General features: G+C 69.6%; 27 protein-coding genes. 23 read left to right on the top strand and 4 right to left on the bottom strand.

Annotated features, from left to right (window positions below; all coding sequences use genetic code 11):
• The first annotated feature begins 64 nt into the window (after positions 1-64).
• Entirely contained in the window at positions 65-1414 is a 1350-nt protein-coding gene (locus tag BLP73_RS03120) for an enoyl ACP reductase FabMG family protein (RefSeq protein WP_245686533.1), read from the top strand.
• Positions 1415-1433: 19 nt separating this feature from the next.
• Here the strand turns inward: BLP73_RS03120 and BLP73_RS03115 are convergent, their stop codons facing one another.
• A complete protein-coding gene (locus BLP73_RS03115) occupies positions 1434-2498 on the bottom strand; it encodes an acyltransferase family protein (protein WP_175453218.1) in 1065 nt (354 codons plus the stop codon).
• A gap of 308 nt (positions 2499-2806) precedes the next feature.
• Here BLP73_RS03115 and BLP73_RS03110 point away from each other — a divergent pair, with 308 nt between their 5' ends.
• On the top strand, positions 2807-3865 hold the full coding sequence (locus BLP73_RS03110; protein WP_175453217.1) for a glycosyltransferase 61 family protein: 1059 nt from the start codon (positions 2807-2809) through the stop codon (positions 3863-3865).
• A gap of 15 nt (positions 3866-3880) precedes the next feature.
• Here BLP73_RS03110 and BLP73_RS03105 read toward each other — a convergent pair whose 3' ends face one another.
• Positions 3881-4774, bottom strand: a complete 894-nt coding sequence (locus BLP73_RS03105) for a LysR family transcriptional regulator (protein WP_090740194.1) — start codon at positions 4772-4774, stop codon at positions 3881-3883.
• Positions 4775-4873: 99 nt separating this feature from the next.
• Here BLP73_RS03105 and BLP73_RS03100 point away from each other — a divergent pair, with 99 nt between their 5' ends.
• Genes BLP73_RS03100 through BLP73_RS03030 form a run of 15 tightly spaced genes read left to right on the top strand, consistent with a single transcriptional unit; the run spans position 4874 to position 19783 of the window.
• A complete protein-coding gene (locus BLP73_RS03100) occupies positions 4874-6049 on the top strand; it encodes a cytochrome P450 (protein WP_090740192.1) in 1176 nt (391 codons plus the stop codon).
• An 11-nt stretch (positions 6050-6060) separates the two neighbouring features.
• Positions 6061-6384 carry a 2Fe-2S iron-sulfur cluster-binding protein gene (locus BLP73_RS03095; RefSeq protein WP_090740190.1) on the top strand — a complete coding sequence of 108 codons (324 nt, stop codon included), beginning with the start codon at positions 6061-6063 and terminating at the stop codon, positions 6382-6384.
• Positions 6381-7556: an NAD(P)/FAD-dependent oxidoreductase gene (locus tag BLP73_RS03090; protein ID WP_090740188.1), complete on the top strand. Its 1176-nt coding sequence runs from the start codon at positions 6381-6383 to the stop codon at positions 7554-7556. Before BLP73_RS03095 ends, BLP73_RS03090 begins: the two co-directional genes overlap by 4 nt.
• 27 nt (positions 7557-7583) lie before the next feature.
• Positions 7584-8564: a TRAP transporter substrate-binding protein gene (locus BLP73_RS03085; protein WP_090740186.1), complete on the top strand. Its 981-nt coding sequence runs from the start codon at positions 7584-7586 to the stop codon at positions 8562-8564.
• Entirely contained in the window at positions 8564-9067 is a 504-nt protein-coding gene (locus BLP73_RS03080; RefSeq protein WP_090740184.1) for a TRAP transporter small permease, read from the top strand. The genes BLP73_RS03085 and BLP73_RS03080 overlap by 1 nt, the downstream gene beginning before the upstream one ends.
• Positions 9064-10362 carry a TRAP transporter large permease gene (locus BLP73_RS03075; protein ID WP_090740182.1) on the top strand — a complete coding sequence of 433 codons (1299 nt, stop codon included), beginning with the start codon at positions 9064-9066 and terminating at the stop codon, positions 10360-10362. Before BLP73_RS03080 ends, BLP73_RS03075 begins: the two co-directional genes overlap by 4 nt.
• 58 nt (positions 10363-10420) lie before the next feature.
• Entirely contained in the window at positions 10421-12268 is a 1848-nt protein-coding gene (locus tag BLP73_RS03070; protein WP_090740179.1) for a feruloyl-CoA synthase, read from the top strand.
• Positions 12269-12308: 40 nt separating this feature from the next.
• Positions 12309-13088 (top strand): crotonase/enoyl-CoA hydratase family protein, encoded by a 780-nt coding sequence (locus BLP73_RS03065; RefSeq protein WP_281179907.1) that lies wholly within the window; start codon positions 12309-12311, stop codon positions 13086-13088.
• The gene (locus BLP73_RS03060) at positions 13085-13537 is read left to right on the top strand and encodes a MarR family winged helix-turn-helix transcriptional regulator (protein ID WP_090740176.1); all 453 of its coding nucleotides are present in this window, start codon (positions 13085-13087) and stop codon (positions 13535-13537) included. Before BLP73_RS03065 ends, BLP73_RS03060 begins: the two co-directional genes overlap by 4 nt.
• Before the next feature lie 9 nt (positions 13538-13546).
• Positions 13547-14428, top strand: coding sequence for an amidohydrolase family protein (locus BLP73_RS03055; protein WP_281179906.1), 882 nt, complete (start codon positions 13547-13549; stop codon positions 14426-14428).
• Between the two features lie 31 nt (positions 14429-14459).
• Complete coding sequence (locus BLP73_RS03050; RefSeq protein ID WP_090740174.1) at positions 14460-15584, top strand: C4-dicarboxylate TRAP transporter substrate-binding protein; 1125 nt, start codon at positions 14460-14462, stop codon at positions 15582-15584.
• Positions 15585-15643: 59 nt separating this feature from the next.
• The gene (locus tag BLP73_RS03045) at positions 15644-16156 is read left to right on the top strand and encodes a TRAP transporter small permease (RefSeq protein ID WP_090740173.1); all 513 of its coding nucleotides are present in this window, start codon (positions 15644-15646) and stop codon (positions 16154-16156) included.
• Complete coding sequence (locus BLP73_RS03040; protein ID WP_090740171.1) at positions 16153-17454, top strand: TRAP transporter large permease; 1302 nt, start codon at positions 16153-16155, stop codon at positions 17452-17454. Before BLP73_RS03045 ends, BLP73_RS03040 begins: the two co-directional genes overlap by 4 nt.
• Positions 17451-19016 carry an acyl-CoA dehydrogenase family protein gene (locus BLP73_RS03035; RefSeq protein WP_090740170.1) on the top strand — a complete coding sequence of 522 codons (1566 nt, stop codon included), beginning with the start codon at positions 17451-17453 and terminating at the stop codon, positions 19014-19016. The genes BLP73_RS03040 and BLP73_RS03035 overlap by 4 nt, the downstream gene beginning before the upstream one ends.
• A 2-nt stretch (positions 19017-19018) precedes the next feature.
• A complete protein-coding gene (locus BLP73_RS03030; protein WP_090740168.1) occupies positions 19019-19783 on the top strand; it encodes an SDR family NAD(P)-dependent oxidoreductase in 765 nt (254 codons plus the stop codon).
• On the opposite strand, the gene BLP73_RS03025 is transcribed toward BLP73_RS03030, so the two are convergent.
• Positions 19780-20673, bottom strand: a complete 894-nt coding sequence (locus BLP73_RS03025) for a LysR substrate-binding domain-containing protein (protein ID WP_090740166.1) — start codon at positions 20671-20673, stop codon at positions 19780-19782. The genes BLP73_RS03030 and BLP73_RS03025 overlap by 4 nt on opposite strands.
• A gap of 83 nt (positions 20674-20756) precedes the next feature.
• On the opposite strand from BLP73_RS03025, the gene pcaD reads away from it, so the two are divergent.
• From pcaD to BLP73_RS02995, 6 genes are read left to right on the top strand one after another with little or no spacing between them, the layout of a single operon-like run.
• Positions 20757-21530, top strand: coding sequence for a 3-oxoadipate enol-lactonase (gene pcaD, locus BLP73_RS03020; RefSeq protein ID WP_090740165.1), 774 nt, complete (start codon positions 20757-20759; stop codon positions 21528-21530).
• Positions 21527-21913 (top strand): 4-carboxymuconolactone decarboxylase, encoded by a 387-nt coding sequence (pcaC, locus tag BLP73_RS03015; RefSeq protein WP_090740163.1) that lies wholly within the window; start codon positions 21527-21529, stop codon positions 21911-21913. Before pcaD ends, pcaC begins: the two co-directional genes overlap by 4 nt.
• Entirely contained in the window at positions 21910-22623 is a 714-nt protein-coding gene (gene pcaH, locus BLP73_RS03010; RefSeq protein ID WP_090740162.1) for a protocatechuate 3,4-dioxygenase subunit beta, read from the top strand. Before pcaC ends, pcaH begins: the two co-directional genes overlap by 4 nt.
• Positions 22623-23180 carry a protocatechuate 3,4-dioxygenase subunit alpha gene (gene pcaG, locus BLP73_RS03005; protein WP_090740160.1) on the top strand — a complete coding sequence of 186 codons (558 nt, stop codon included), beginning with the start codon at positions 22623-22625 and terminating at the stop codon, positions 23178-23180. The genes pcaH and pcaG overlap by 1 nt, the downstream gene beginning before the upstream one ends.
• Positions 23173-24015, top strand: a complete 843-nt coding sequence (locus tag BLP73_RS03000) for a 3-oxoadipate:acetyl-CoA acetyltransferase (RefSeq protein WP_090740159.1) — start codon at positions 23173-23175, stop codon at positions 24013-24015. Before pcaG ends, BLP73_RS03000 begins: the two co-directional genes overlap by 8 nt.
• Positions 24012-25337, top strand: a complete 1326-nt coding sequence (locus BLP73_RS02995; protein WP_090740157.1) for a lyase family protein — start codon at positions 24012-24014, stop codon at positions 25335-25337. The genes BLP73_RS03000 and BLP73_RS02995 overlap by 4 nt, the downstream gene beginning before the upstream one ends.
• Here BLP73_RS02995 and BLP73_RS02990 read toward each other — a convergent pair.
• On the bottom strand, positions 25298-26158 hold the full coding sequence (locus BLP73_RS02990; protein WP_175453216.1) for a helix-turn-helix domain-containing protein: 861 nt from the start codon (positions 26156-26158) through the stop codon (positions 25298-25300). The genes BLP73_RS02995 and BLP73_RS02990 overlap by 40 nt on opposite strands.

Genomic DNA, 26158 nt, shown 5'->3' with positions numbered 1-26158 from the left:
ATGCTCTTGCAGCAGCGTCTGTGACGTGGTGTCTTCCGTCTCGGACTCTGCTAGGGCCAGAGCCATGTCACATGAAGCAACGCCGCAGGACCCCATGAAGCGCCCCACGCCGCAGACCGCCATGAACGAGAACACGCTGTTCGGGGAAGGCGACGTCTTCGTCCTCTTCGGCGAGCTTTTCGGACGAGGCTACGCCACGGGGCTTGTGGACGAGGCGCGCAAGGCCGGGATGCAGATCCTCGGCATCACCGTCGGCCGCCGCGACGAGGCCGGCCGCCTGCGCGCGCTGACCGAGGCGGAGCTGGCCGAGGCCGAGGCGAATCTCGGCGGGCGCATCGTGAACGCGCCGCTGATGGCGGGGTTCGACCAGGACGCGCCCGAGGGCAGCCCGACGCCGACCGAACTGCTGAACCGCATGACGATCGAGACCTGGAAGGACGACAAGCTGGACTGGGCGCATGTCGAGGCGTGCCGGCAGCGCGGCGTCGAGCGGTTCAGGACCACGCTCGACAAGGTGATGGCCGAGCTTGACGGGATGATCCCGGACGGGCGCAACGTGATCTTCGCCCATACCATGGCGGGCGGCATCCCGAAGTCCAAGGTGTTCCTCGTCATCGCGAACCGCATCTACAAGGGGCGCGGCGCGCGCCACATGTCCTCGGACGACCTGGTCAACAGCGATCTCGGCAAGATGCTGCTGCAGAACTTCGACGAGGTCTCGGCCAACACCTTCGCCTATCTCATCGAGGGCAGCGCGGCGCTGCGCGCGCGCATCACGGCCTCGGGCGGGCAGGTGCGCTACAGCGCCTACGGCTATCACGGGACCGAGGTGCTGATCGGCGATGGCTACCGCTGGCAGACCTACCCGAACTACACGCAGGGCTATGCCAAGATGCGGCTCGAGCGGATCGCCGAGGAGGCCTGGGCCGAAGGCGTGATGGCCACGGTCTTCAACTGCCCCGAGATCCGCACGAATTCCTCGGACGTCTTCGCCGGGATCGAGCTGTCGTTGATGCCGCTGCTGCTGGCGCTGAAGAAGGAGGGCGGCGGCGACTGGACCGAGAGCCTCTGGCAGGATTGCGCGGACCTTCTGAAGGAGGGGGCCGAGCTGGACGACCTGCTCGCCAAGGTCACCGCCTATCTGGATCACGAGACGATGCAGCCGTTCTTCGACCCGGCCTCGTGGCCGCGCGCCAACAGCCCCGAACAGGCCGAGCTGACCGTCGGCACCTCGGCCGATGTCCTCGCGCTGCACGAGAGCGCCAAGGCCCAGATCAGCGACCTGCTCAGCCAGCATGTCGTGGCGGCGACGGGGCGGATCATCTTTAACGAGCTCGGCGCGCCCGCAGGGCCGGTCCTCTGGATCAACCATGACCAGGTCGCGCGCCAGCTGATCGCGGACGCGCGCGGCTGAGGCGCGGGCGCCGGCCGGTTCAGGCCGGCCGGCCCGGCCGGCGCATCAGGTCCAGCACGCGCGGCAGGCCGCGCCGCACCGGCTGGTCGTAATGCGACACCGCCAGCTCGGACAGGAGCAGGATGATCGCGAGGACCGCGGCCCAGGCCAGCCCGTGAAGCGCCGGCGGCACATGCCACGTGCGGATCAGCCAGTCGCCCAGATGCAGCAGCGGCGCGTGGATGATGTAGACGGGGTACGAGATGCGGCCCAGCTGCCGGCTCATCCGCGAGACGAAGCCCGTGGGCTGCCGGGACGCCGCCGCGTAGACCACCGCCGGCAGGACGACAACGACGGTCAGCAGGTCGAACCACCACGCCGTGACCGGCATGACGAAAAGTGTCAGCACCACGAGGATCAGCACCAGCGGCACGCCGTTTCCGGTCCGCATCGCCGGCGCGCTGCGCGCCAGGGCCATGCCGACGAGGAACGAGAAAGCCACCCGCGGCACGCCGCCCGCGAAGTTGCCAAGGTTCCAGCCGACGTCCAGGCTACCGTAGCGCAGGGCGGTGGCGACCAGGGCCAGCGCGCTGAGCAGGATCAGCTGCACCAGCCTCCTCCGCGTCACGAGGACCAGGAAGACGAATGCCAGGTTGATCGCCAGCTCGAAGAACAGCGACCACGAGGGCGAGTTCAGCGCATAGATCAGCTCGATCTCGCCGAAGGAAACCGGCAGCGGCAGCAAAAGCGCGCCCGCGGCGAAGGCCTGCGCCAAGGCAGCCGGGTCATGGCCGGTGACGGCCATCACCGCGAAGCCCAGCACCTGGCCAAGGAAGAACAGCGGGTAGAGGCGCATCAGCCGGACGGCCATGAAGTTGCGAAGCCCCATCCCGGCCCTCAGCCGGGGGCCGTAGGCCTCGGCGATCACGAAGCCGCTCAGGACGAAGAAGAGGTCCACCGCCAGATAGCCATGCGGCATGATCTGCCCCGTCCCGGCCAGCGGCGCCATGTGGTAGATGACGACGGCAAGGGCGGTGACGCCCCGCAGCCCATCGAAGCTGTCATAGTTGACCCGCGCCTGAACCGCATCCGGCAGAGCTTGCATGGCGTCTTCCATATCCTGAGCGCGGCGCGCGACCGGCGTGACTTCCAGGACGATGAATATCTGCAAAGGTCCTTCGGCGATAACGAAGCTTGCCTCTGATTTGACCTAAGTCCGGGACGTGCGGCGGTCCCGGGTGCAGTCGCTCGGAGGACATCTGGCGACGCCATGCGCGGCACCCCGCATTAACCACAAGTTCAAAAAGATGCTGAAATTTCTTGCCAGTAAGGCTGCCAAGCCGACAGATGGAGGCGGTTGGTTTGGCGAGTGTGAAGATGAACAAGGTCCTTCGGCGCGACAGCGCCTTGTCGATGCGACTGCGACCCCTGACGAACAAGCTGGCGGCCCGGCGTGTCCGGACCAGGGACCTGGCAGCCGCGGCGGTCGAAACGGTGATCGAGCAGGCGGAGGAGCGCGAGCGCCACATTCCGCCCGCCTTCCTGCCCAGCCAGCTGGAGAAGGCGCGGGCAGGGGCGGCAGGGAAGCCCTCCGGCGACTACGAGCTGTCGCTGGCCACGCGGGACGACCTGGTTCACATGCCGGTGGTTCGCTACGTGCTCGAGGATTGCCTTGTTCATGCGGCGGGGGTGGAACATCAAGGAGGCTCGCTGCGCATCCAGGAGTTGCAGCCCTCCTTCATCGCCACGCGCCACATCAGGCGGGTGCCGCAGGCGATCTACTGCATGTCCGGCGTCAGCCACCAGTTCTTCGGACACTGGCTACAGGATTCTTGCGCGACCGCGCTTCTGCGGCAAGAGGACGAGGCGCTGCTGCTGACGAAGCCGGCCGCATGGCCGCATGCCGGCGAATATTCCGCGGCGCTTGGTCTTGCGCCCGAGCCATGGGACCTGCTTCGGGTGGACCGGCTGACGATCTACGATGATTTTTCGCAGGGCAGCAGCAAGCGCCGGCGCTATGCCGAGATGCGCCGCCGGCTCGAGGCATCCTTTGGTGGTGGTCGGGCAGGGGGGCGGCGCGTCTACTTCCGTCGCGGCGCGACGGGTGCCGTGCGGCTTGTCGCCAACGAGGACGCCGTCATCGCCACCCTGAGGCGCCGTGGCTTCGAGGTCTTCGACCTTGCCGGCGCCTCGGCAGAGCAGATCTACGCCCGGTTCCGCGACGCGGAGTTCGTGGTCAGCGTGGACGGCAGCCACCTGAACCATCTCTATTTCAGCATGCAGCCAGGGGCGCGGCTCATGACATTCGTGCAGGGCGACCGCTGCACCATGACCCAGGTCGGCTACTGCGCCGCCGCCGGGCTGCGCTACGGGTTCATGGTGGTCGATCCGACGCCGGCGGGCTACCAGGTCTCGATCGCGGACCTGAACGACAGCCTCGACCTCATGGGGCTGACCGAAACCACGGCCTGAGCGCGCCGCGCCGGGTCAGCCGGTGCAGTTGGCCAGGATCACCTCGCGCAGCCATCGGTGCATCGCCGAGGCATTGGTGCGCGCCGTCCACACCACGCAAAGGTCGAACCGGCCGCGGAAGGGGCAGTCGCTCATCGCGAGGCGGTCCGCGATCCGCGCGCCGAGGCGCCGGGGGACAGTGGCCACCAGGTTCGAGCCTGACAGCAGCTCGGCAAGCCCGGCCGGGCTGGGAACGGTCAGCGTCGGCGTCAGGCGATGCCCGGCCGCCTCGAGTTCCTGCAGATAGGCCGACTTCCAGCCGCCGCCATAGTCGATCAGCACGTGGCGCAGGGCGAAATAGTCCTCGACCGTCAACGGCCTGCCGGCCATCAGGTGGGCGGGGTCCATCAGGCAGGCATATTCCTCGGCATGGAAGCGGCGGGTGTGGAAGCCCGACTCGCTGCGCCCGAAGGGGCCGACCAGCACATCCGCCTCGCGCGAGAGCAGGCGGTGGTGCCCGTCGCCGAGCGCGTTGATGACCCGGACCGACATGCCCGGCGCCTCGGCGCGTAGGGCGGCGACGATGCGGGGGATCAGCAGGATGCGCTCGTAGTAGTTGCAGGCGATGGTGACGGTCTGCGTGGCGCTGGCCGGAGCGAAACGGTCGGCCTGCGCCATGCTGTCCAGAAGGTCCAGCATCTGCCGGGCGCCCGCCAGAAGCTGCTCGCATCGCTCGGTTGGCACCTGCCGTCCGCCCTCGCGCACGAAAAGCGGATCGCCGAAGCAGCCGCGCAACTTGGCGATGGTGTAGCTGACCGCCGACTGGTTCACGTCCAGCCGTTCGGCCGCGGCCGTGAACGAGCCGAGGTCATGGACCAGCCGCAGCGTCTCGAGCGCGGTGAAGTCCAGCATGCGGGGGTCCAGCGTCATGTGGCACCATCAAATCTGTTGATGGCAGATAATAAACCTATCGGCTGGTTCGGCAATGGCCGCTTGGCTATTGTCTGCACCGGAGGAGAAGGGGGACCCATGGCGCTTGCACCGCTGGATACCGAGATCACGCTGGATCAGCTGACGCTGGACCCGTATCCGATCTATCGCCGCCTGCGCGCCGAAGCGCCGGTGCTGCGCGTCGCCTCGGCGCGGCGGACCTTTTTGACCAAGGCGGCGCTGACCAAGCTGGTCAAGGACGACCCCATCCTCTTCAGCAGCGACGATCCGAACACGCCGATGAAGCCGGCCTTTCGCGCCCATACCTTGATGCGCAAGGACGGCGACGCGCATCTGGCCGAGCGGCGGGCGATCAACCCGGCGCTGACGCCCAAGCGGATCAACAGCGATTGGGGCCCGCTTTACGAGCAGCTCGCTGCCGACTACATCGGCCGCCTGCCGCGGGGCGAGGTGGTGGACCTGTTCGCGACCCTCTGCGGCCCGCTCTCGGCGCGCATCCTCGCCCATATCCTCGGCATCCCCGAGGCGACGGATGACGAGATGCAGCGCTGGTCGCAGCGGCTGATCGACGGGGCCGGCAACTTCGGCTGGCGGCCCGAGCCCTTCGCGGCCTCGGACGAGGCGAATGACCAGATGGACGCGCTGTTCGCGCGCCTTGCCCCGCAGCGCATCGCCGAGCCGGACGGGTCGGCCTTCTCGGTCATGCTGACGGCCGAGAACCCGATCCCGCTGAGCCAGATCCGCGCGAATCTCAAGATCGCAATCGGCGGCGGCATCAACGAGCCGCGCGACGCGATGGCGACCGCCATCTTCGGTCTGCTGGACAAACCCGAGCAGCTGGCCGAGGTCAAGGCGAAGGGCGCCTGGAGCGCTGCCTTCGAGGAGGCCATCCGGTGGGTGGCGCCTATCCAGGCCAGCTCGCGCCTCGTCACCGCCGACACCGAGCTGGGCGGTTTCGAGATCCCCAAGGGCGAGACGGTGATGACCATCCAGGCATCCGCCAACCGGGACGAGGAGCTGTTCGAGAACGGCGAGGACTTCTTCGTCTTCCGCGACAAGAACCCCCACCAGTCCTTCGGCAATGGCCCGCACCACTGCGCCGGCGCCCATGTCGCGCGGCGCACGGTCGGCAAGATCATCCTGCCGATGCTCTTCGACCGCTTCCCGAACATGACCCTCCCCGACCGGCAGGCGGTCCAGTGGCGCGGCTTCGGCTTCCGCGGCCCGATCAACCTGCCGGTCGTCCTGAACTGAAGGAGAATTCCATGGTCAAGCTTACCTTCGTCGCACCCGACGGCAGCCAGACCCAGATCGACGCGCCCGAGGGCACGTCGGTGATGAAGGCCGCCGTGGCGAATGACGTGGACGGCATTGTCGGCGAATGCGGCGGCGCGATGATGTGCGCCACCTGCCATTGCTATGTGGACGAGGCCTGGGCCGACCGCACCGGCCCGCGCGAGGACGGTGAGGACGACATGCTGGAGGGCGCTGCCTCCGAGGTCACGCCCCTCTCGCGCCTGTCCTGCCAGATCAAGCTGACGGCGGACCTCGACGGCCTCGTCGTCCACTTGCCCGAGGAGCAGCTTTGAGCCAGCCGGGCGTCATCATCGTGGGCGCAGGGCAGGGCGGTCTTCAGGCTGCCATCAGCCTGCGGCAGGAGGGCTACACCGGCCCCGTTACCCTGATCGGCGCCGAGCCGGGCCTGCCCTACCAGCGCCCGCCGCTCTCCAAGGCCTATCTGGCCGCGGGCGACGCCGAGGCGCTGGTCCTGCGGCCCGAAAGCTTCTTCGCGGCGAAGGACATCACCTACCTGCACTCGACCACGGTCGAGGCCATAGACCGCGACGCGCGTCGGGTCGTGCTGCCCGGCGGGCGGCTGGATTACGACCGCCTGATCCTCGCCACCGGCACCCGCAACTTGCGCCCGCCGATCGCGGGGCTGGACCGGGCGCTGGACCTGCGCACCCTCGCTGACGCCGGGCGTCTGCGCGAGGTTCTGGCGAGCACCCGCCGCGTCGCGGTGATCGGGGGCGGGTTCATCGGTCTGGAATTTGCCGCCGCCGCCCGCAAGCTGGGCCATCAGGTCGCGGTGATCGAGGCGGCAGAGCGGCTGATGGCGCGCGTCGTCTCGCCGCTGATGTCGCGCTACTTCGCGATGCTGCACCATGACTGGGGCACCGAGGTCCATCTGGGCCAGCCCGCCGTGGCGGTCGATGAAACCGGCGTGACGCTGGCCGATGGCGCCCATGTCCCCGCCGACACGGTGCTGCTGGCCGCCGGCGTCTGTCCCAATACCGAGCTGGCCGAGGCCGCGGAGCTTGCCGTCGAGAACGGCATCCGCCTCGACGCGCAGCTGCGGACCTCGGACCCCGCGATCTTCGCGCTTGGCGATTGCGCCAGCTTTCCGGACCCCCGCAGCGGTCGGCAGGTGCGGCTGGAAAGCGTGCAGGCGGCGACCGATCATGCAAGGCTCATCGCGGCGCAGATCGCCAAGGGTGCTACGGCGTCCTACGCCGCCGTGCCGTGGTTTTGGTCCGATCAGGGCGACCGCAAGCTGCAGATCGCGGGGCTTGCGGGAGCCGATGCGCACGAGGAGATCCTCGCCGACGGGATCGTCGCCCGCGTCGATGCGATCGGCGTTGCGGCGCTCGAGACGGTGAACAAAGCAGGCGCGCATATGCGGGCGCGCCGGCTGCTGGCTGGCCACGCGCCCGTCAGCCTGGACGAGCTGAAGGCCGCGGTCCTGAAGACCGCCGCCTGACCACCACAAGATGTTTGGGAGGACATCATGACCCTGAAGACCCTGATCCTTTCCTCGGCCGCCGCCCTGGCGCTGACGGTTTCGGCCCACGCGCAGGAGCTGCGCTATGCCAACTGGGCCGCGCCCATGCACACGATCACCGCCTCGCAGATCGAGCCTCTGGCCGAGGCGCTGGAAGAGGGGACCGGCGGCGCCGTGACCCTGCGCGCCTTCCATGGCGGCGAGCTGGGCGCCGGCCCGGCCGACCAGTATGTCCGCGTCGTGCAGGGCACGGCCGAGATGGGCTGGGGCCTGCCCGGCTACACCTCGTCGCAATTCCCCAAAAGCATGATCGTCGAGCTGCCCGGCGCGCTGGAGCTGGACCAGCCCGCGCATGAGGCGATGTGGCGCGCCTTCGAGGGCGAGCTGGCGAGTGAATTCCCGATGACCGAGGTTCTGGCCCTCTGGGGCTCCGAGCCGAACGTCCTGATGATGCGCGACCGCGAGATCCGCGCGCCCGAGGACCTGCGCGGCCTGAAGATCCGCGTCTCGGGCGCCGCCGCGGCCGAGGCCATCGAGGCGCTCGGCGCGACTCCGGTGCAGCTGCCGATCACGCAGGTCTATAACGGCCTCCAGACCGGCCTGATCGACGGGCTGGTCAGCGGCGCCTCGGTCATGTCGGACTTCAAGCTGGACGAGGTCGTGGGGACCATGTCACTCGGCGCGAACCTCGGCCGGCTCAGCTTCTTCACGGTGATGAACAAGGCCGCCTATGACGGCCTGCCCGACGAGGCGAAGGCCGCGCTGGACACCGAGATGCGCGCCGAGCTGTCGCGCCGCGCCGAAGAGGCATGGAAGGCCACCGCCGATGCCGGGATCGACGCCGCCCGCGCCTCGGACCGCACCACGGTGATCGACCTGTCCGAGGACGAGATCGCCGCCTTCGACGCCGCGCTGGCGCCGGTGACCGACGCCTATATCGCCGATGTCGGCGGCGAGGCGGCGCTGGCCGCGATGCGCGGGCAGTGATGGAGGCGCTCACGCGCTGGACGGACAGGCTGATCGGCCTGTCCGCCTTTGTCGGCACGGCGGGGCTTCTGTTCGTCGTCGGCGTGATCCTGGTGGACGTGATCGGGCGCAACTTCGGGCGCCCGCTCTACGGGGCGCAGGACATGGTGACGATGACCATGGTGCTGATCGTCTTCGGCGGCATGGCGCTTTGCGACCGGCTGGACGGGCATATCGTGGTCGACATCTTCGAGGGGTCCTTCCCCGAGTGGCTGAACCGCGTGATCGACATCGCCTCGGCGCTGCTCGGCGCGGTGATCTTCGCGCTGATTGCCTGGGCGATCTGGAACAGCGCGCAGCTGAGCCAGATGCTGAACCTCTCGACGAACCTGTTGCGCCTGCCGCTGGCGTGGTTCCAGTATGCTGTGGTCGCCTTCTCGGGCGTCACCGTGCTGGCGCTGCTGATGCGGGCCGGCCTCCTGCTGGCGGGCGCGCCGCGCAAATCGGCGGAGGGCGCGCTTTGAGCCCGGTCCTCGCCGGCACGCTCGGCCTCGTCATCCTGCTGGTGCTGCTGCTGATCCGCGTGCCGGTCGCCTTCGCCATGTTCGCGGTGGGCTTTTCCGGCATCTGGCTGCTGAACGGCCTGCCCGCCGCGATGGGCCTCCTGTCCTCGGAAACCTTCGCGCTCGCCTCGAATGCCGAGCTGATCGTGGTGCCGCTGTTCATCCTGATGGGCAACGTCGCCAGCGTCACCGGCATGAGCCGCAAGCTGTACGACGCTGCCTATGCCTGCATCGGCCAGATCCGGGGCGGGCTCGCCTCGGCGACCGTCATCGGCTGCGGCGGGTTCGCGGCGCTGTCCGGCTCGTCCGTCGCCTCGGCCCTGACCATGGGCCGGACCGCGCTGGCCGAGATGGACCGCTTCAACTACAGCCCGCGCCTGTCGACCGGCGTCGTCGCGGCGGGGGGGACGCTCGGCATCCTGATCCCGCCCTCGACCGGCTTCGTGATCTACGCGATCCTGACGCAGCAGAGCATCGGGCGCCTCTTCATGGCGGGCGTGCTGCCCGGCATCCTCTTGCTGACGCTATTCATCCTGACAGTGATGCTGCTCTGCTGGATCTGGCCCGAGATGGGGCCGAAAGGTCCCGCCACCACGATGGCCGAGAAGGGCCGCGCCTTCGTCGGCGCGATCCCGATCCTGTCCGTGGTGCTGGTGACCATCGGCGGCATCTATGGCGGCATTTTCTCGCCGACCGAGGCCGCGGGCGTCGGCGCCGCCCTCGTCATCCTGATCGGCGCCCTCGGCCGCAGCCTGACGCTGGCCAGCTTCTGGCAGGCGGCGCGCAGCAGCATCGTGACCACCGCCTCGGTCATGCTGATCCTGATCGCGGCGCATCTGATCAACCCCTTCATCGCCCTCAGCCACCTGCCGGCCGAGGTCAGCGGGATGCTGGTGACGCTGGATCTGGGCCTTTACGGCACGCTGCTGGTGATCCTGGCGATCTACCTGGTGTTGGGCTGCTTCCTCGAGGGGCTGGCGATGCTGGTCCTGACGCTGCCGATCTTCATGCCGGTGATCCTGCAGCTGGGGATCGACCCGATCTGGTTCGGCGTGCTGGTCGTCCTGACGCTGGAGATGGGCCTCATCTCGCCGCCCGTCGGGATCAACGTCTTCATCGTGAAGTCCGTCGCCCGCAACGTCCCCCTGTCCGAGATCTTCCGCGGCGTCACCCCCTTCTGGTTCGCCATGCTGCTGTGCCTGCTGATCATCATCGCCGTTCCGCAGATCGCCCTGTGGCTGCCGGGAATGATGTGACCGCTTTTCCTACACGCAGAGATAGTTTCTGTGTATACTATCTGTGGGAGGATGCTGCATGACTGATTCGACGATCCGGCCTGTGCGCCTGTGGACGCCCCAGATCGAGTGGGAGGAACGGGCGGACGGCGCGATCCTCGTCTGGCAGAAGGACGCGCTTGGCGTCTATCCCGCACGGATGTCAGACCGGATCGCGCATTGGGCGGAGTCCGCGCCGGGCCGGCTGTGGATGGCCGAGCGAAATGAGAATGGCGCCTGGCACGGCGTCACCTATGCCGAGCTGGCGGGTCATGTGCAGGCGATCGGGCAGGGGCTTCTGGACCTCGGCCTCGGGCCCGAGCGGCCGCTGCTGATCCTGTCGCGCAACTCGGTCGGCCATGCGCTGGTGGCGCTTGGCGCGCAGCATGCGGGCATCCCCTCGGCGGCGATCTCGCCGGCCTATTCCCTGGCATCGGGCGAGCTGGGCAAGCTGACCGCCGTGCGCGACCAGATCACGCCGGGCGCGGTCTATGCCGAGGATGCGGACGCTTTTTCCGCCGCGCTTGGCGGCGTGCTGGCGGGGCTGCCCGTCATCGGCCGTGCGGGCCCAGTCACGCTGACGCTGGACGCGCTGCTGGCCACGACGCCCGGCTCCTCGCTGCGCGAGGCGCATGAAGCGACCGGGCCGGACACGGTGGCGAAGTTCATGTTCACCTCGGGCACCACGGGCACGCCCAAGGCCGTGATCACGACGCAGCGGATGCTGTGCGCCAACGCCGAGCAATCGACCGACTGCTTCGCCTATCTGCGCGACGAGCCGCCGGTGGTGCTGGACTGGTCGCCTTGGAACCATGTCGCGGGCGGCAACAAGGTCTTCAACGTCACGCTCTATAACGGCGGCACGCTCTATATTGACGGCGGGCGCCCGACGCGCGAGGCGTTCGGGCAGACCATCGCCAACCTGCGCGAGATCCGCCCGACCTGGTACTGGAACGTCCCCTTCGGCTACGAGATGCTGGCCGAGGCGATGGAGGCCGACCCCGCCCTCGCCCGCAACTTCTTCCACGACCTCAAGGTGATGTTCTACGCGGGCGCCGCGATGGGGCGGCACACCTGGGACAAGCTGGACGGGCTGTCGAAGCAGCTGCACGGCCAGCGGGTGCTTCTGACCAGCGGCCTCGGCTCGACCGAAACCGCGCCCTTCGCCATCTTCAACACCGACCCGGCCAGCGAGGCGGGCAATGTCGGCCTGCCGGCGCGCGATCTGGTGCTGAAGCTGGTGCCTGTCGAGGACAAGTGGGAGGCCCGCGTGAAGGGCCCGAACATCACGCCGGGCTATTGGCGCAACCCCGAGTTGACCGCCGAGGTCTTCGATGATGAGGGCTTCTATTGCCTCGGCGACGCGCTGCGCTTCGCGGTGCCGGGCGATCCGTCCAAGGGCTTCTTCTTCGACGGCCGCGTGGCCGAGAACTTCAAGATGTCCACCGGCACCTGGGTCGGCGTCGGCGCGCTGCGCGCCAAGCTGATCGACGCGATGGGCGGGCTGATCCGCGACACGGTGATCCTGGGCGAGGGGCAGGACGCCCTCTCCGCCCTCTTAGTCCCCTTCCGCCCCGCCATCGAGCGGCTTGTGCCCGGCGGCGCGAGCCTGGACGAGCCGGCGCTGCTGGCCCATCCGACTTTGAGGGGCGCGCTGGCCGAGCGGCTGGCGGCCTACAACGCCACGAACCGCGGCATGTCGCTGCGGATCACTCGCGCGATGCTGATCGACCAGCCCCTGAGCTTTGAGAAGGGCGAGGTGACGGACAAGGGCTCGGTCAACCAGCGCGCCGTGCGGAACGGCCGGCCGGACCTGGCGGAAAGGCTGGCATCGGACGGGGCCGAGGTGATCCTGCCGAAAGCTCCCGAAGATGCTTTACATGGATAGTGTTTCCACGGATACTACCGCCAACAATCGGAGAGCTGCCGTGAGCCATATCACCTTCGAGATGCGCGGGGACGTCGCGCTGCTGGGCCTGAACCGGACCGCCAAGCGCAACGCCATCTCGGACGCCGTGCTGGAGGAACTGAAGGGCCTGATCGCCCGCGCCGAGGCCGAGGCGAAAGCCGCCGTCATCTTCGGCCACGGCCCGCATTTTTGCGCTGGTCTGGATCTGGGCGAGCATGTGAAGAAATCGCCCTTCGAGGGGATGCTGAACTCGCGCCGCTGGCACGACGTCTTCGGCCGCATCCAGCTGGGCCGCATCCCGTGGTTCTCGGCGCTGCACGGCGCGACGGTCGGCGGGGGGCTGGAGCTGGCCTCGGCCACCCATGTCCGCATCGCCGACGAGACCGCCTTCTTCGCCCTGCCCGAAGGCCAGCGGGGCATCTTCGTCGGCGGCGGCGCCTCGGTCCGCACGGCGCGGCTGATGGGCGTCGCGCGGATGACCGACCTCATGCTGACCGGCCGCAGCATCGACGTCGCCACGGCCGAGCTGTGGGGCATCGTCAGCGCTCGCACCCCCGCCGGCGGCGCGCTGGAGCGGGCGGTGGAGCTGGCCGCCCAGGCCGCCACCAATGCCGAGATGTCGAACTACGCCATCATCCATGCCCTGCCGCGGATCGCAGACATGGCCGCCTCGGACGGCCTGTTCGTGGAAAGCTTCGTCTCGGCCTTCACCGCTCATTCGCCCGAGGCCGAGGAGCGCCTGAACGCCTTTCTCGAGAAGCGCGCCGCCAAGGTCGCCCGACCCGGAGGCGCGGCGTGACCGCCCATCAGCGCCACCTGGACGAAGCGCCCGAGCTGGGCGAGCTGCCCAGCATCTTCGGCCTTCTGCTGCGGCTGGCGCAGGTGCGCCATTACGACCGCTTCTTCGCCGCCTTCGAGGGCACGGATGTCCGCCCCGGCGAGATGACGCTGCTGTGGCTTCTGGACCTCAATCCCGGCATCCGGCAGGGCGTCGCCGCGCGAACGCTGCTGATCAAGCCCGCGCACATGACCAAGGTCGTCCAGCGCCTGATCGATGCGGGCCTCGTCAGCCGGCTGGTGCCGCAGGGCGACCGCCGCTCGGTCACGCTGAACCTGACGGATGCGGGCCGCGCCCATCTGGCCCGCCACCGCGAGACCTTCCTTGGCGTCTCGTCCGCCGACTCCATCGGCCTGGCGCAAGACGAATACGACACGCTGCTGGCGCTCTTGCGCAAGCTCGCCTTCTGAGAGGGGCCCATGCCGATCAACCTCGACGACATCATCGCCATCGACATCCACACCCACGCGGAAGAGCCCTGCTGCACCCATCGCGACGACGGCTACAATGATTTCCAAGCCGCGATGGCGCGCTATTTCAAGAACCCGGCGGGCGGCGAGGGGATGCTGCCGACCGTCCCGCAGACCGCCGCCTATTTCCGCGAGCGCCGCATCGCCGCCGTGATCTTCCCCGTCGATGCCGAGCGCGAGACCGGCTTTCGCCGCTATTCCAACGAGGAGGTCGCCCAGCATTGCGCCGAGAATGACGACATCCTGATCCCCTTCGCCTCCATCGACCCGGCCAAGGGGCGGGCAGGGGCGCGCGAGGCGCGGCGGCTGGTGCGCGACTTCGGCGTCAAGGGCTTTAAGTTCCACCCGACGATGCAGGGCTTCTTCCCCAACGACCGTGCCATCTACCCGGTGCTGGAGGCGATCGCGGATGAGGGCGCGATCACGCTGTTCCATACTGGCCAGACCGGCGTCGGCTCGGGGATGCGCGGCGGGATGGGGATGCGGCTGAAATACTCGAATCCGATGCATCTGGACGATGTGGCCGTCGATTTCCCCGACATGCCCATCATCCTCGCGCACCCGTCCTTTCCCTGGCAGGAAGAGGCGCTGGCCGTCGCCCAGCACAAGCCGAACGTCTATATCGACCTCAGCGGCTGGTCGCCCAAGTATTTCCCTGAGATCCTCGTCCGCTACGCCAACACGCTGCTCAAGAACAAGATGCTCTTCGGCTCGGACTGGCCGGCGATCACGCCGGACCGCTGGATGGCCGATTTCGCCAAGGCGCCGTTCCGCGACGAGGTGCGCGATCTGATCCTCAAGGAGAATGCGCGCAAGCTGCTGAAGCTCTGACATATTCACCAACTTTGGGAGGAGTTGACCGATGACGACCCTGACGAGACGCGCCCTTGCGGCGCTGGCCGTGACCACCGCCCTGGCCCTGCCGGCGGCCGCGCAGGACCGCACCCTGCGCGCCGCCCCCGGCACGCCGCCGGGCCACCCCTCGAACGGGGTGATGTACCAGAACTTCCTCGGCTATCTGGCGGAGTCCTCGGACGGCCGCCTCGGCGCCACGATCCTGGGGCCCGAGGTCGCCAGCCTCGGCCAGATGAAGGACGCGCTGCAAAGCCAGATCGTCGAGATCGGGAACCTCCTGCCTCTCTATTACCCGGCCGAGCTGCCCTTCATGGCGCTGGCGGGCGAGCTGTCGCTGATCCCCGGCAATCCCCACGCCGCTGGCGCCGCGATGACCGAATTCATCGTCACCTGCGAGCCCTGCCAAGACGAGCTGCGCCGCTTCAACCTGGTCTATCTGGGCTCGGGGACCTCGGACGTCTACGAGATCCTGTCCACCCGCCCCGTCCGAACCGCCGAGGACCTGCGCGGGATGCGCCTGCGCACCGGCGGCGCGCCTTGGGCACGCCTCGCTGAGCATTTCGGCGCCACCCCGGCGCAGATTTCGGTCAACGACACGTTCGAGGCGATGAGCCAGGGCGTCATCGATGGCTCCATCGCCTCGGTCGCGGACCTGCAGAGCTTCCGCCTGATCGAGCTGGTGACGCATGTGACGGAACTGCCGCTCGGCCTTTATCAGGCGACGTCGAACTTCACCGTCTCCTCGGCGACCTGGGGCAGCCTGTCGCAAGAGGACAAGGAGGCGCTGGCCGAGGCCGCGAACCTCGCCAACGCCGACATGACGCAGCGGTGGGGCTATGACATGCCGACCGAGGCCATCGAGGCCGCCGAAGGCGCCGGCATCGAGTTTGTCGAGGCCGACGCCTCGCTGATCCAGGCGGTCGAGGAGTTCGCCGCGACCGAGCGCGAGACCGCGATCCGCCTCGCGCAAGAGAACTTCGGCATCGACGACGCGAGCGACCACGTCGCGCGTTTCCTGAGCCTTCTGGAGAAGTGGGAGGGGATCGTGGACGGGCTCGAGCCGGCCGAAATCGCCGCCCGCCTGCAGGACGAGGTCTGGTCGCAGGTCGACTTCGCGACCTATGGCGGCTGATCCGCAGGCCTGACGCATCACGGGGCGCCGCACGGCGCCCCCCATTCCGCGAGGCTGCCATGCCCCCTGCCATCCGGCACCTGCAATCCGGGCTTCTGGCCCTGCTGACCGCCATCGGCGGGCTGGCGGTGCTGGCGCTGCTGGTCCATGTCTCGGTCGATGTGGCGCTGCGCAGCCTGCGCGGCACGCCCATCCCCGCCACCTACGAGATCGTGACGCATTACTACATGGTCGGCCTCGCTTTCCTGCCGCTGGCCTGGGTCGAGCGGCAAGGCGGCATGGTCCGCATTGATGTCGTCCACGGGATGTTGCCGCCGCGGGTGCAGGCGGTCTCGGACCGGATGGTGACGGTGATCTCGGCGGTGATCTACGCGGTGCTGGCCTGGGTCACGCTGCGCACGGCGCTGACCAACAGCGCGAATGGCAGCTTCATCCTGACGAACGGCGTCCGCGTGGTGACCTGGCCTGCCTACTGGCTGCCGCCCGTGGGCCTCGCGCTGGCCGCGCTGGTCACGACGCTGCGCGCGATCTGGCCCGAGCCCGCCGCGGACGATATGGAGCCCGCCGCATGAGCATCACCACCGCCTTCGTCGGCATCGCCGTCCTCTTCGTGATGCTGGCCCTGCGGGTGCCCGTCGCGCTGGCGATGATCGCCGTCTCCTTCGGCGGCGTCGCGGCAATGCTGGGGATCGAGCCCGCCATCGGCATCATCGCCAACACGCCCTTTTCCTTCGTCGCCAACTGGACGCTGTCGGCCGTGCCCATGTTCCTGCTGATGGGCTTCATCGCCTATCACTCGGGCATGACCACGGGCCTTTTCGAGGCTGCGAAGGCCGTCCTGCGCCGCATTCCCGGCGCGCTGCCAATCTCGGCCATCTTCGCCTGCTCGGGCTTCGCCTCGGTCTGCGGCTCCTCGCTCGCCACCGCCGCCACGATGGGCCGCATCGCCATCCCCGAGATGGTGCGCGCCGGCTACGCCCCCAGCTTCGCGGCCGGCGCCATCGCGGCGGGCGGCACGCTCGGCGCGCTGATCCCGCCCTCGATCCTGATGATCGTCTATGGGGTCTTCGCGGAAACCTCGGTCCTGCGCGTGTTCCTCGGCGGCATCGCGATGGGGCTGCTGACGGCGCTTTCGTATTGCATCGTCGTGCTGATCACCTGCTGGCTGCGTCCCGACATCGCGCCCCCGCGCCCGACGCAGGGCAACGTGCTGCCAATGGGCCAGGCGCTGGTCAAGGTCTGGCCGGTGCTGGCGCTGATGGCCATGGTCTTCGGCGGCCTCTTCTCGGGCCTTTTCACCACGACCGAGGCAGGGGCCATCGGCGCGGGCGGGGCCATCCTGATCGCCGCGCTGACGCGAACCCTGACGCTGACCGTGATGCGGGACGCGCTGACCGAGACGCTGCTGACCTCGGCCTCGCTCTTCATCATCGGGGTGGGGGCGGCGATGTTCACGCGCTTTCTCGGCCTGACCGGCATGTCCAGCTACATCGCCTCTTTCGTCAGCAATGCGGATTTCGGCTTCCTGCACCTGATGCTGATCGTGGTGGTGATCTACCTCATCCTCGGCATGTTCATGGAGCCGTTCGGCGCCATGCTCATCACCCTGCCGGTCCTGCTGCCGGTCTTCCGTGCCGAGGGGATCGACCTCGTCTGGTTCGGCGTCCTCCTGGTCAAACTGCTCGAGATCGGGATGATCACGCCGCCCGTCGGGATGAACTGCTTCGTCATTCGCGGGGTCGCGGGCAAATACGTCACCACCGGCCAGATCTTCCGGGGCGTGACCCCCTTCATCGCCGCCGATCTGGTGGTGGTCGCGCTGGTGATCCTGTTCCCGGCCATCGTCATGTTCCTGCCCGCGCTGCTATGAGCTGGGCGGAGGAAAACGCTGCCATGCTGGACGCGCTGGCCCGCACGCCGGGCTGGTCCGCGCTGGAGGGGCGGCCCGACGACGACACGTTGACCGCGATCCTGGACGAGGCCGCCCGCCTCGCCGCCGCCGTCATTTGGCCCCAAGACGCGCAGGGCGACCGCATCGGGGCGCGGCTGGCGGATGGGCGCGTGACCCTGCCGCCCGGTTCACGCGACGCCTTCGCGGCCCTTGCTGACGGCGGCTGGCTGGCGCTGGAACTGCCCGAGGCGCTTGGCGGTGCGGGTCTGCCGCTGGCGGTCTTCGCCGCCGTCAACCCGGCCTTCGAGCGCGCTTCCCCTGCGCTGATGATGGCCGCCGGCAGCACCCGCGCGGCGGCGCGGCTGCTGGCCGAACATGGAGACCTCGAAACACGGGACGATTGGGTGCCGGCGCTGGCCGCAGGCGAGCGGACGGCGACCATCTGCATCTCCGAGCCCGGCGCAGGTTCGGATGTCGGGCGCATCCGCACACGGGCGGTGCGCACGCCGGACGGCTGGCGGATCGGCGGCGAGAAGATCTGGATCTCGTTCGGCGACCACGACCTGACCGAGCGCATCGGCCATTGCGTCCTCGCTCGCAGCACGGACGCGCCCGGCACCCGCGGCCTCAGCCTGTTCCTGGTCGAGCGCGGCCCCGGCGTCACCTGCACCCGGATCGAGGAGAAGATGGGCCTTCACGCCTCGCCCACATGCGCGCTGCTGTTCGAGGACGCCCCCGCCCGCCTGATCGGCACCGAGGGGCGGGGCCTGCCGCAGCTCTTCACCATGATCCGGCAGATGCGGCTGACGGTCGGAACGCAGGGCCTCGGCGTCGCGCTGCGCTGCCTCGCCCATTCCCGCGCCTACGCCGCCGAGCGCTGCCAAGGCGGCCCCCCGGACGCCCCGCCAGTGCCCATTGCGACCCATCCCGACATCCGCCGCCAGCTGGACGGGCTGGCCGCGCGGATCGACCTCTTCCGCCTCGCGCTGCTGGAGACGGCCGTGCTGGCGGATCTGCCGGGCAAGGATGACGCCCGCCTCTGTGCGCTGACGCTGCCGCTGGTCAAGACCTTCGGGGCGGAACTCGCCTCGGACGCGGCGGGCACCGCGATGATGGTCCTTGGCGGGGCGGGCTACACGCGCGAGCATCCCGTCGAGCAGGCCCTGCGCGACGCCCGCGTCTTTGCGATCTACGAGGGCACGACCGGCATGCAGGCGCAGGATTTCCTGCTGCGGCAGGCGCTCAGCGCCGGCGGGTTGAAGGTGTTCCTGTCCCGCGCCCGCGCCGAATGCGCTGCCTCGCCCGAACGGCTGGCGCTGCTGGACGTCTTCGCCGCCTTCGCCGAAGACCTGCGCGCAGCGTCCCGCCCAGCGCAACTGGCCGCCGCCGATCCAGCGATGCGGGCGGGCTGGGTCGCGGTGCAGGCCTGGCTGTCGATGCGCCTCGACGACCCCCGCCCGTTCCTCGCCACGGCGCCGCAGCGGCTGGCGCTGCACATGGCCGAGGCGTGGGCCGCCATGTCATTCGAAGAAAGGTCCTGAACATGCAGATCAACGACAGCGTGGCGCTGGTCACGGGCGCGGCCAGCGGGCTCGGCGAGGCGACGGCCCGGCGGCTGGCGGCGCAGGGCGCAAAGGTGGTCGTGCTGGACCGCGATGCCGAGGCGGCGGGGCGCGTTGCTACCGAAATCGGCGGGCTGGGGCAGGGGGCCGATGTCACCGACCCCGCTGCCATCGAGGCCGCCTTCGCCGCCGCCGCCGACCGATTCGGCACGCCCCGCATCGTGGTCAACTGCGCCGGGATCGGCACGGCGGGCCGCATCCTGCCGCGGGACGGGGACCTGAACCTTGATGCCTTCGCGCGCACGATCAACGTCAACCTGATCGGCACCTACAACGTGCTGGCCATCGCCGCCCGCGGCATGGCGGCGGCCGAGCCGCTGGATGCGGACGGCGCGCGCGGGGTGATCGTCAACACCGCCTCGGTCGCCTGGCAGGACGGGCAGATCGGGCAGGCGGGCTATGCGGCCTCCAAGGGCGGCATCGCCTCACTGACGCTGCCCGCCGCGCGGGAACTGGCGCGCGTCGGCATCCGCGTCATGACCATCGCGCCGGGGATTTTCGAGACCGCGATGAGCGCCGGGTTGACCGGCGAGGTCCGCGCCTCGCTTGAGGCCGGCATCCCCTTTCCCGCCCGCATGGGCCGGCCGGAGGAATATGCCATGCTGGTCCAGCACATCGCCGAGAACCCGGTCCTCAACGGCGAGATCATCCGCCTCGACGGCGCGGTGCGGCTGGCGCCGCGCTAGGTCCGCGCGAGTCGCCGCGTCAGCCGGACCAGCAGCTCCAAGGCGGGGCTGGCTGTGTCAGCCTGCCGCCGGGTCAGGCCCACCGCGCCCGCCAGTGCCGCCGCGCCCGTCGGCCATTCGACCAGCACCCCCCGCGCCAACTCGTCGGCGACGACCCCGTGCGAGATGAACCACAGCGCGTCCGAGCCGGCCAGCACCCCGCGCCCGACCGCCAGTGCCGCCGTCTCGATCATCGGCGCGGCGCGGATGTCGCGGGCCAGCAGGTAATCCTCGACCGCGCGGCGGATCAGCGCGGACTGCGGCGGCAGGATCAGCGGGCAGGCCGCCAGCGCCGCCTCGGCCGGCTGCCCGATCCGCGGATGGGCCGCGCGCGAGACCAGCGCGATCCGATCCTCGTAGAGGTGATCGAAACGCAACCCGGCCATGTCGCCGGGCTCGGGAAGGCGGCCGATCATCAGCTCGATCTCGCCCGCACGCAGCAGGCTCACCAGATGCGAATGCGGCCCCGTCTCGACCGCCAGCGTCACCTGAGGCGCACGCTGGGCGAAGGCCAAAGCGACTCGCGGGAAAAGCTGCCCGGCCGCCGTGGGCAGGACGCCGACCCGCAACCGCCCGGCCCCCGCACCGGGACGCAGCGCCGCCGCGCCGGCGTCCAGCATCTGCAGCGCGCGGGCGGCGGCCTCGCGGAAGGCCGCCCCGGCCTCGGTCAGATGCAGCCGGCGTCCTTGCCGCAGGAACAGGGGCGCGCCCAGCAGGTCCTCCAGCTCGGCAAGGCTGCGGCTGAGGGCGGGCTGCGTGATCCCCTGCGCCCGCGCCGCCGCCGTCAGGCTGCCGCTGGCGGCGATGTCCAGAAAGGCGCGGAGATGGCGCAGCTTGATGGCGGGATGCATGAGCCTGCGGTTATGGATCAGGGCCGATTTTGCATTATCGGCGCGGTTTCCTCGGTGCTAGGTTATGGAAAGGAGGAGAGCCCATGCAAGCCCTGATGCGCCCCGGCGGTGCGCTGCATATCCGAATCGACGGCCCTGATGGAGCGCCGGCGCTGCTGATGCTCAATTCGCTCGGCACCGATTTGCGGCTCTGGGATGGGCTGATGCCGCATCTGTCCGGCTTCCGGGTCATCCGCTACGACAAGCAGGGCCACGGCCTGTCGGACCTCTGGGACGGCAGCACCATCGCGGCCCACGCCGCCGACGCGGTGGCCGTGATCGAGGCGGCGGGCGGGCCGGTGACGCTGGTCGGCTGCTCGATCGGCGGGCTGATCGCGCAGGTCGTGGCGGCCGAGCGGCCGAACCTCGTGCGCGCGCTGGTCCTGTCGAACAGCGCCGCCAAGCTGGGAAACGCCGACAGCTGGAACCAGCGCATCGCGGCGGTCCAGGCGGGCGGCACCGAAGCCATCGCCGATGCTGTGATGGAGCGTTGGTTCGCCGCCCCCTTCCGCGCCTCGCCCCAGCTGGCGCTCTGGCGCAACATGCTCGCCCGCACGGGCGCGCCCGGCTACATCGCCGCCTGCCGCGCCCTCGCCGCAAGCGACCAGACCGGGGCGACCCGCGCCCTGCGCCTGCCGACCCTGGTCATCGCAGGCTCGCAGGACGGCGCCGCGCCGCCCGATCTGGTGCGCGCGACGGCCGACCTGATCGCGGGCGCCGAGTTCCACCTGATCGACGGCGCCGGCCACCTGCCCTGCGTCGAGACCCCGGCCGCGATGGCCGCCATCCTGATCCCCTTCCTCGAAAGGCACGCATGAGCCAGCTTTCCGACACCGGCACCGCCACCCGCCGCCGCGTCCTGGGCGCCGGCCATGTCGCCCGCGCGCAGGCGGCCTCGACCCCATTCGACGGGCCCTTCCAGGACCTCATCACCGACGCGGCCTGGGGCCATGTCTGGTCGCGGGACACGATCAGCCTTCGCGAGCGGTCGATGATGACGATTGCGCTGCTGGCAGGCCTTGGCAACGATGGCGAGCTGGCGCTGCACCTGCGCGCGATCCCCAACACCGGCGCCAGCCGCGAGGACGTGATGGAGGCGCTGCTGCATGTCGCCATCTATGCCGGCGTGCCCCGCGCCAACCACGCGATCAAGCTGGCGAAGGAAATCTTCGCCGAGGCCGACCGGGAGGACAGCCAGTGACCCTCTATCAACGCGACCGCACGTGGCACCCGCCGGCCCTTGCGCCCGATTACAAGACCTCGGTCGCGCGCAGCCCGCGTCAGGCCATGCTGTCGCTTGACGCCACGGCCTCGGAACTCAGCGGCCCCCGCTTCGGCCATGGCGACATCGCGCCGGGCGAAAACGACCTGATCACCAACTACGCGCAGGGCGGCGATCCGGTGGGCGAGCGGATCATCGTCCACGGCCGCGTGCTGGACGAGAACCGCCGCCCCGTGCCGCACACTTTGGTCGAAATCTGGCAGGCCAATGCGGGCGGGCGCTACCGGCACAAGAAGGACCAGTATCTGGCCGCCATCGACCCGAATTTCGGCGGCTGCGGCCGCACCCTGACCGACGAAAACGGCGCTTATGCCTTCCGCACGATCAAGCCCGGCGCCTATCCCTGGCGCAACTGGGTCAACAACTGGCGCCCGGCGCATATTCACGTCTCGGTCTTCGGGCACAGCTTCGGCCAGCGCCTCATCACCCAGATGTATTTCGAGGGCGACCCGCTGATCGCCCATTGCCCCATTGTGAAGTCGATCCCCGATCCCCGCGCCATCGAGGCGCTGATCGCGCCTCTGGATCTGAACGAGGCGAAACCGCTCGACTGCCTCGCCTACCGCTTCGACATCGTGCTGAGGGGCCGCCGCTCGACCTTCTTCGAGAACCGGCCGGAGGGGAACTGATGGATTACCTCAAGGAAACGCCCTCGCAGACGGCGGGGCCCTATGTCCATATCGGCCTCGCCCCGGCGGCGGCGGGCTTCGACATCTACGAGCATGAGCTGGGCTTCGACCCGGTCCCCGAGGGCGTGCCGGGCGAGCGCATCACCGTCACCGGCCGCGTCATCGACGGCATGGGCGCGCCCGTGAAGGACGTGCTGATCGAGGTGTGGCAGGCCGATGCCTCCGGGCGCTATGCTGACAGCCCCGAAGACTTCCGCGGCTGGTTCCGCGTGGTCCCCGATTTCGAGACGGGCGTCTTCACGCTGAACACGATCCGCCCCGGCGCCCATGGCCGCCATGCCCCGCATCTGTCGCTGTGGCTGGTGGCGCGGGGGATCAACGTGGGCCTTCAGACGCGGATGTATTTCCCCGACGCGGACAACGCCGCCGACCCGGTCCTGAACCTGATCGAGCAGCCCCACCGCCGCGAAAGCCTGATCGCCACCGGCGAGAGCGGCGCCTACAACTTTGACATCCATCTGCAAGGCGAGAAAGAGACGGTGTTCCTCGATGTCTGATCCCTGCATCCTCTGCGTCGCCATCACCGGCAGCCTGCCGACCAAGGCGAACAACCCGGCCGTCCCGATCACGATCCCCGAGCAGATCGAGTCCACCCACGAGGCGTTCGAGGCCGGCGCCAGCATCGTCCACGCCCATGTCCGCGACGACGAGGGGAGGCCCACCGCCGATCCCGACCGCTTCGCCCGCCTGCTGGAGGGCATCCGCCAGCACTGTCCGGGCATGATCGTGCAGCTCTCCACCGGCGGCCGCTCTGGCGCGGGTAGAGAGCGCGGCGGGATGCTGCGGCTTGCCCCCGACATGGCCAGCCTCGCGGTCGGCTCGAACAACTTCCCGACGCGGGTCTACGAGAACGCGCCGGACCTGGTGGATTGGCTGGCCGCCGAGATGGCGACCCACGGCGTCATGCCCGAGATCGAGGCCTTCGACCTCAGCCACATCCTGCACGCCCACACGATGTGGAAGGACGGACGGCTCAAGACGCGGCCCTATGTGCAGTTCGTGATGGGCGTGAAGAACGCGATGCCCGTGGATCGAGACGTCTTCGACTACTACATCCGAACGGTGAAGCGCCTCTTCGGCGAGGATGCCCCGTGGTGCGCCGCCGGGATCGGCGCGCATCAGCTGACGCTGAACGAGTGGGCCATCGGCGCGGGCGGCCATGCGCGCACGGGGCTGGAGGACAACGTGCGGCTGGATCGCGACACGCTGGCGCCCTCGAACGCGGCGCTGGTGAAGCGCGCGGCCGAGATCTGCGCGCGGAACGGCCGGCCGGTGGCGACCTGGCAGCAGGCGCGGGACATCCTCGGGCTGAAGCAGCCGGCGGACGCATGAACCCGCTGCACGCCGGTCTCTTCGGCGACCCGGAGACCGAAGCGCTGCTGGCCCCCGAGGCCGAGCTTGCCGCCATGATCCGCGTCGAGGCGGCGCTGGCCGAGGTGCAGGGGCGGGTCGGCCTGATCCCGGCCGAGGCCGGCGCGGCCATCGCCGCCGCCTGCGCCGGGTTGCGGGTCGCGCCCGAAAGCCTCTCCGCGGCCGCGGCGAAGGATGGCGTGCCGGTGCCGGGTCTTGTAAAGGCCATGCGCATGGCGATCGGGGGCGACGCGGCGCAATATCTCCATTGGGGCGCGACGAGCCAGGACATCATGGACAGCGCGCTGGCCCTGCGGCTGCGCGAGATGCTGGACCTCTGGGAGGAGCGGCTGGCGGATCTCACGGCGGCGCTGGCGCGGCTGGCGGCCGATCATTCCGATCTGCCGATGGCCGCGCGGACCTACGGGCAGGTCGCGGTGCCAACCAGCTTCGGCGCCGTGGCGGCGGGCTGGGGCTGGCCGCTGCTGGAGCACGCGCAGGCGCTGGACGCGCTGCGCCCCCGGCTGCTGCGTGTCTCGCTCTCCGGCGCGGCGGGCACGCTGTCGGCGATGGGCGAGGCCGGGCCTGAGGTCCGCGCCGCGCTGGCCGAAACGCTGAACCTCGGCGATCCCGGCCGCAGCTGGCACAGCGACCGTGCCGGGATCGTGGCGCTGGCGAGCTGGGCCGCGGGGCTGGCCGCATCCTTGGGCAAGATGGCCGAGGACCTGCTGCTGATGACGCAATCCGGCCTGGGGCTCGTGCGGATCGAGGGCGCGGGCGGCTCGTCCACCATGCCGCAGAAGCAGAACCCGGTCGGTCCCTCGGCGTTGGCGGCGCTGTCACGCGCAACGCTCGGCGCGGCGGCCGTGCTTCAGGGCACCGGGGTCCATCGCCAGCAGCGGGACGGCGCGGCCTGGTTCACCGAATGGCTGGTCCTGCCGCAGGTGGCGATGGGGACGGGCGCGATGCTGCTGCGCGCCGCCGAGGTGCTGGCGCGACTTGCCCCCGATCCCGCCGCGATGGCGGCCGATCTGAACGCCGGCCACGGCACGATCCAAGCCGAGGCGCTGACCTTCGCCCTGGCCGAGACCGGGCTGCTGCCGCGCGAGCAGGCGGCGGCGCAGGTCGGCGCGCTCAGCCGGCGCGCGCTCGCGGAGCAGCGCGACCTGCTGGAGCTGGCCGCGGCGGAATGGCCCGGCATGGACTGGCGCGGCGTGCTCGATAGGCGGATGCTGGGCACGGCGCCGGACGAGGCGCGGGCCTTTCAGCTTGCCGCCGGACCCTCCTCCAGCCGCCGCCGGTAGACGCCGGGCGAGACGCCCATCGCGCGGCGGAAGCGGCGGTTGAAGTAGCTGGGATCCTGAAAGCCGAGGTGGAAGGCGACCTGCTGCGCCGGCATCCGGGTATAGGCGAGCAGCCGGCAGGCCTCGCGCATCAGTTGCGTCTCGGCCAGCTGATGCGGTCCCTGTCCGGCCCCCTCGCGGCAGATGCGGGCGAGGTTGCGGACGGACATGCCCAACGTGGCCGCATAGCGCGCGACGCTCCACTGCTCGGCGTGATGGCGGGCGACGAGGTCGAGGAACGCGGCAAGGCGCGGGTCGGGCAAGGCAGGGCGGCGGTGGCGCGCCTCGGCCTCGAAGATCTCGCAGAAGAGCTGCGTCACCTCGGCCCGCAGCCGTGTCTGGCGCAGCGGCCCCGTGCCCTGCCAGCTTTCCGCCAGCGCCGCGAACCGCTGTGCCATCGTCGCGGGCGCTGCGGCCGAAAAGTGCCGGCTTGTCAGCAGGGCCAACTCGGCCCCCTCGCCGAAAAGATCGGGATGCGCGGCGGCGGGCAGCGTCAGCACCCAGCCCTCGGTCCCGGCCGAGAAGGCGAAGCCGTGCACCGTTCCCGGCGGCAGGAAAAGCAGCGCGGGCGTCGGCACCTGCCTTGTCTGTCCATCCACGGTAAAGGCCGTCTGCCCACGCTCCAGCAGGAACACCTGCGCCAGATGGGCGTGGCGGTGCGGGTTGATGCGCCAGTCCAGCCCCGCCGCCCGGTCCACGATCCGCTCCAGGTGCAGGATGTCGGGAAAGGGCGTGTGCTCGCCGTAAAGCTGCCAGGCGGGAATGGGATCGGGTGCCGTCAT

The organism is Paracoccus tibetensis, assembly GCF_900102505.1.
Lineage (GTDB): Bacteria > Pseudomonadota > Alphaproteobacteria > Rhodobacterales > Rhodobacteraceae > Paracoccus > Paracoccus tibetensis.
Note: the sequence above shows the minus strand (reverse complement) of the source record. Positions and strands in the feature narration are given on the sequence as shown.

Bases quoted from the DNA above. Each gene is read 5' to 3' on its own strand.
- BLP73_RS03120 (WP_245686533.1), top strand. From the start codon at position 65: ATGTCACATGAAGCAACGCCGCAGGACCCCATGAAGCGCCCCACGCCG.
- BLP73_RS03115 (WP_175453218.1), bottom strand. From the start codon at position 2,498: ATGCAAGCTCTGCCGGATGCGGTTCAGGCGCGGGTCAACTATGACAGC.
- BLP73_RS03110 (WP_175453217.1), top strand. From the start codon at position 2,807: ATGCGACTGCGACCCCTGACGAACAAGCTGGCGGCCCGGCGTGTCCGG.
- BLP73_RS03105 (WP_090740194.1), bottom strand. From the start codon at position 4,774: ATGACGCTGGACCCCCGCATGCTGGACTTCACCGCGCTCGAGACGCTG.
- BLP73_RS03100 (WP_090740192.1), top strand. From the start codon at position 4,874: ATGGCGCTTGCACCGCTGGATACCGAGATCACGCTGGATCAGCTGACG.
- BLP73_RS03095 (WP_090740190.1), top strand. From the start codon at position 6,061: ATGGTCAAGCTTACCTTCGTCGCACCCGACGGCAGCCAGACCCAGATC.
- BLP73_RS03085 (WP_090740186.1), top strand. From the start codon at position 7,584: ATGACCCTGAAGACCCTGATCCTTTCCTCGGCCGCCGCCCTGGCGCTG.
- BLP73_RS03080 (WP_090740184.1), top strand. From the start codon at position 8,564: ATGGAGGCGCTCACGCGCTGGACGGACAGGCTGATCGGCCTGTCCGCC.
- BLP73_RS03070 (WP_090740179.1), top strand. From the start codon at position 10,421: ATGACTGATTCGACGATCCGGCCTGTGCGCCTGTGGACGCCCCAGATC.
- BLP73_RS03055 (WP_281179906.1), top strand. From the start codon at position 13,547: ATGCCGATCAACCTCGACGACATCATCGCCATCGACATCCACACCCAC.
- BLP73_RS03050 (WP_090740174.1), top strand. From the start codon at position 14,460: ATGACGACCCTGACGAGACGCGCCCTTGCGGCGCTGGCCGTGACCACC.
- BLP73_RS03045 (WP_090740173.1), top strand. From the start codon at position 15,644: ATGCCCCCTGCCATCCGGCACCTGCAATCCGGGCTTCTGGCCCTGCTG.
- BLP73_RS03040 (WP_090740171.1), top strand. From the start codon at position 16,153: ATGAGCATCACCACCGCCTTCGTCGGCATCGCCGTCCTCTTCGTGATG.
- BLP73_RS03035 (WP_090740170.1), top strand. From the start codon at position 17,451: ATGAGCTGGGCGGAGGAAAACGCTGCCATGCTGGACGCGCTGGCCCGC.
- BLP73_RS03030 (WP_090740168.1), top strand. From the start codon at position 19,019: ATGCAGATCAACGACAGCGTGGCGCTGGTCACGGGCGCGGCCAGCGGG.
- BLP73_RS03025 (WP_090740166.1), bottom strand. From the start codon at position 20,673: ATGCATCCCGCCATCAAGCTGCGCCATCTCCGCGCCTTTCTGGACATC.
- pcaD (WP_090740165.1), top strand. From the start codon at position 20,757: ATGCAAGCCCTGATGCGCCCCGGCGGTGCGCTGCATATCCGAATCGAC.
- pcaC (WP_090740163.1), top strand. From the start codon at position 21,527: ATGAGCCAGCTTTCCGACACCGGCACCGCCACCCGCCGCCGCGTCCTG.
- pcaG (WP_090740160.1), top strand. From the start codon at position 22,623: ATGGATTACCTCAAGGAAACGCCCTCGCAGACGGCGGGGCCCTATGTC.
- BLP73_RS03000 (WP_090740159.1), top strand. From the start codon at position 23,173: ATGTCTGATCCCTGCATCCTCTGCGTCGCCATCACCGGCAGCCTGCCG.
- BLP73_RS02995 (WP_090740157.1), top strand. From the start codon at position 24,012: ATGAACCCGCTGCACGCCGGTCTCTTCGGCGACCCGGAGACCGAAGCG.
- BLP73_RS02990 (WP_175453216.1), bottom strand. From the start codon at position 26,158: ATGACGGCACCCGATCCCATTCCCGCCTGGCAGCTTTACGGCGAGCAC.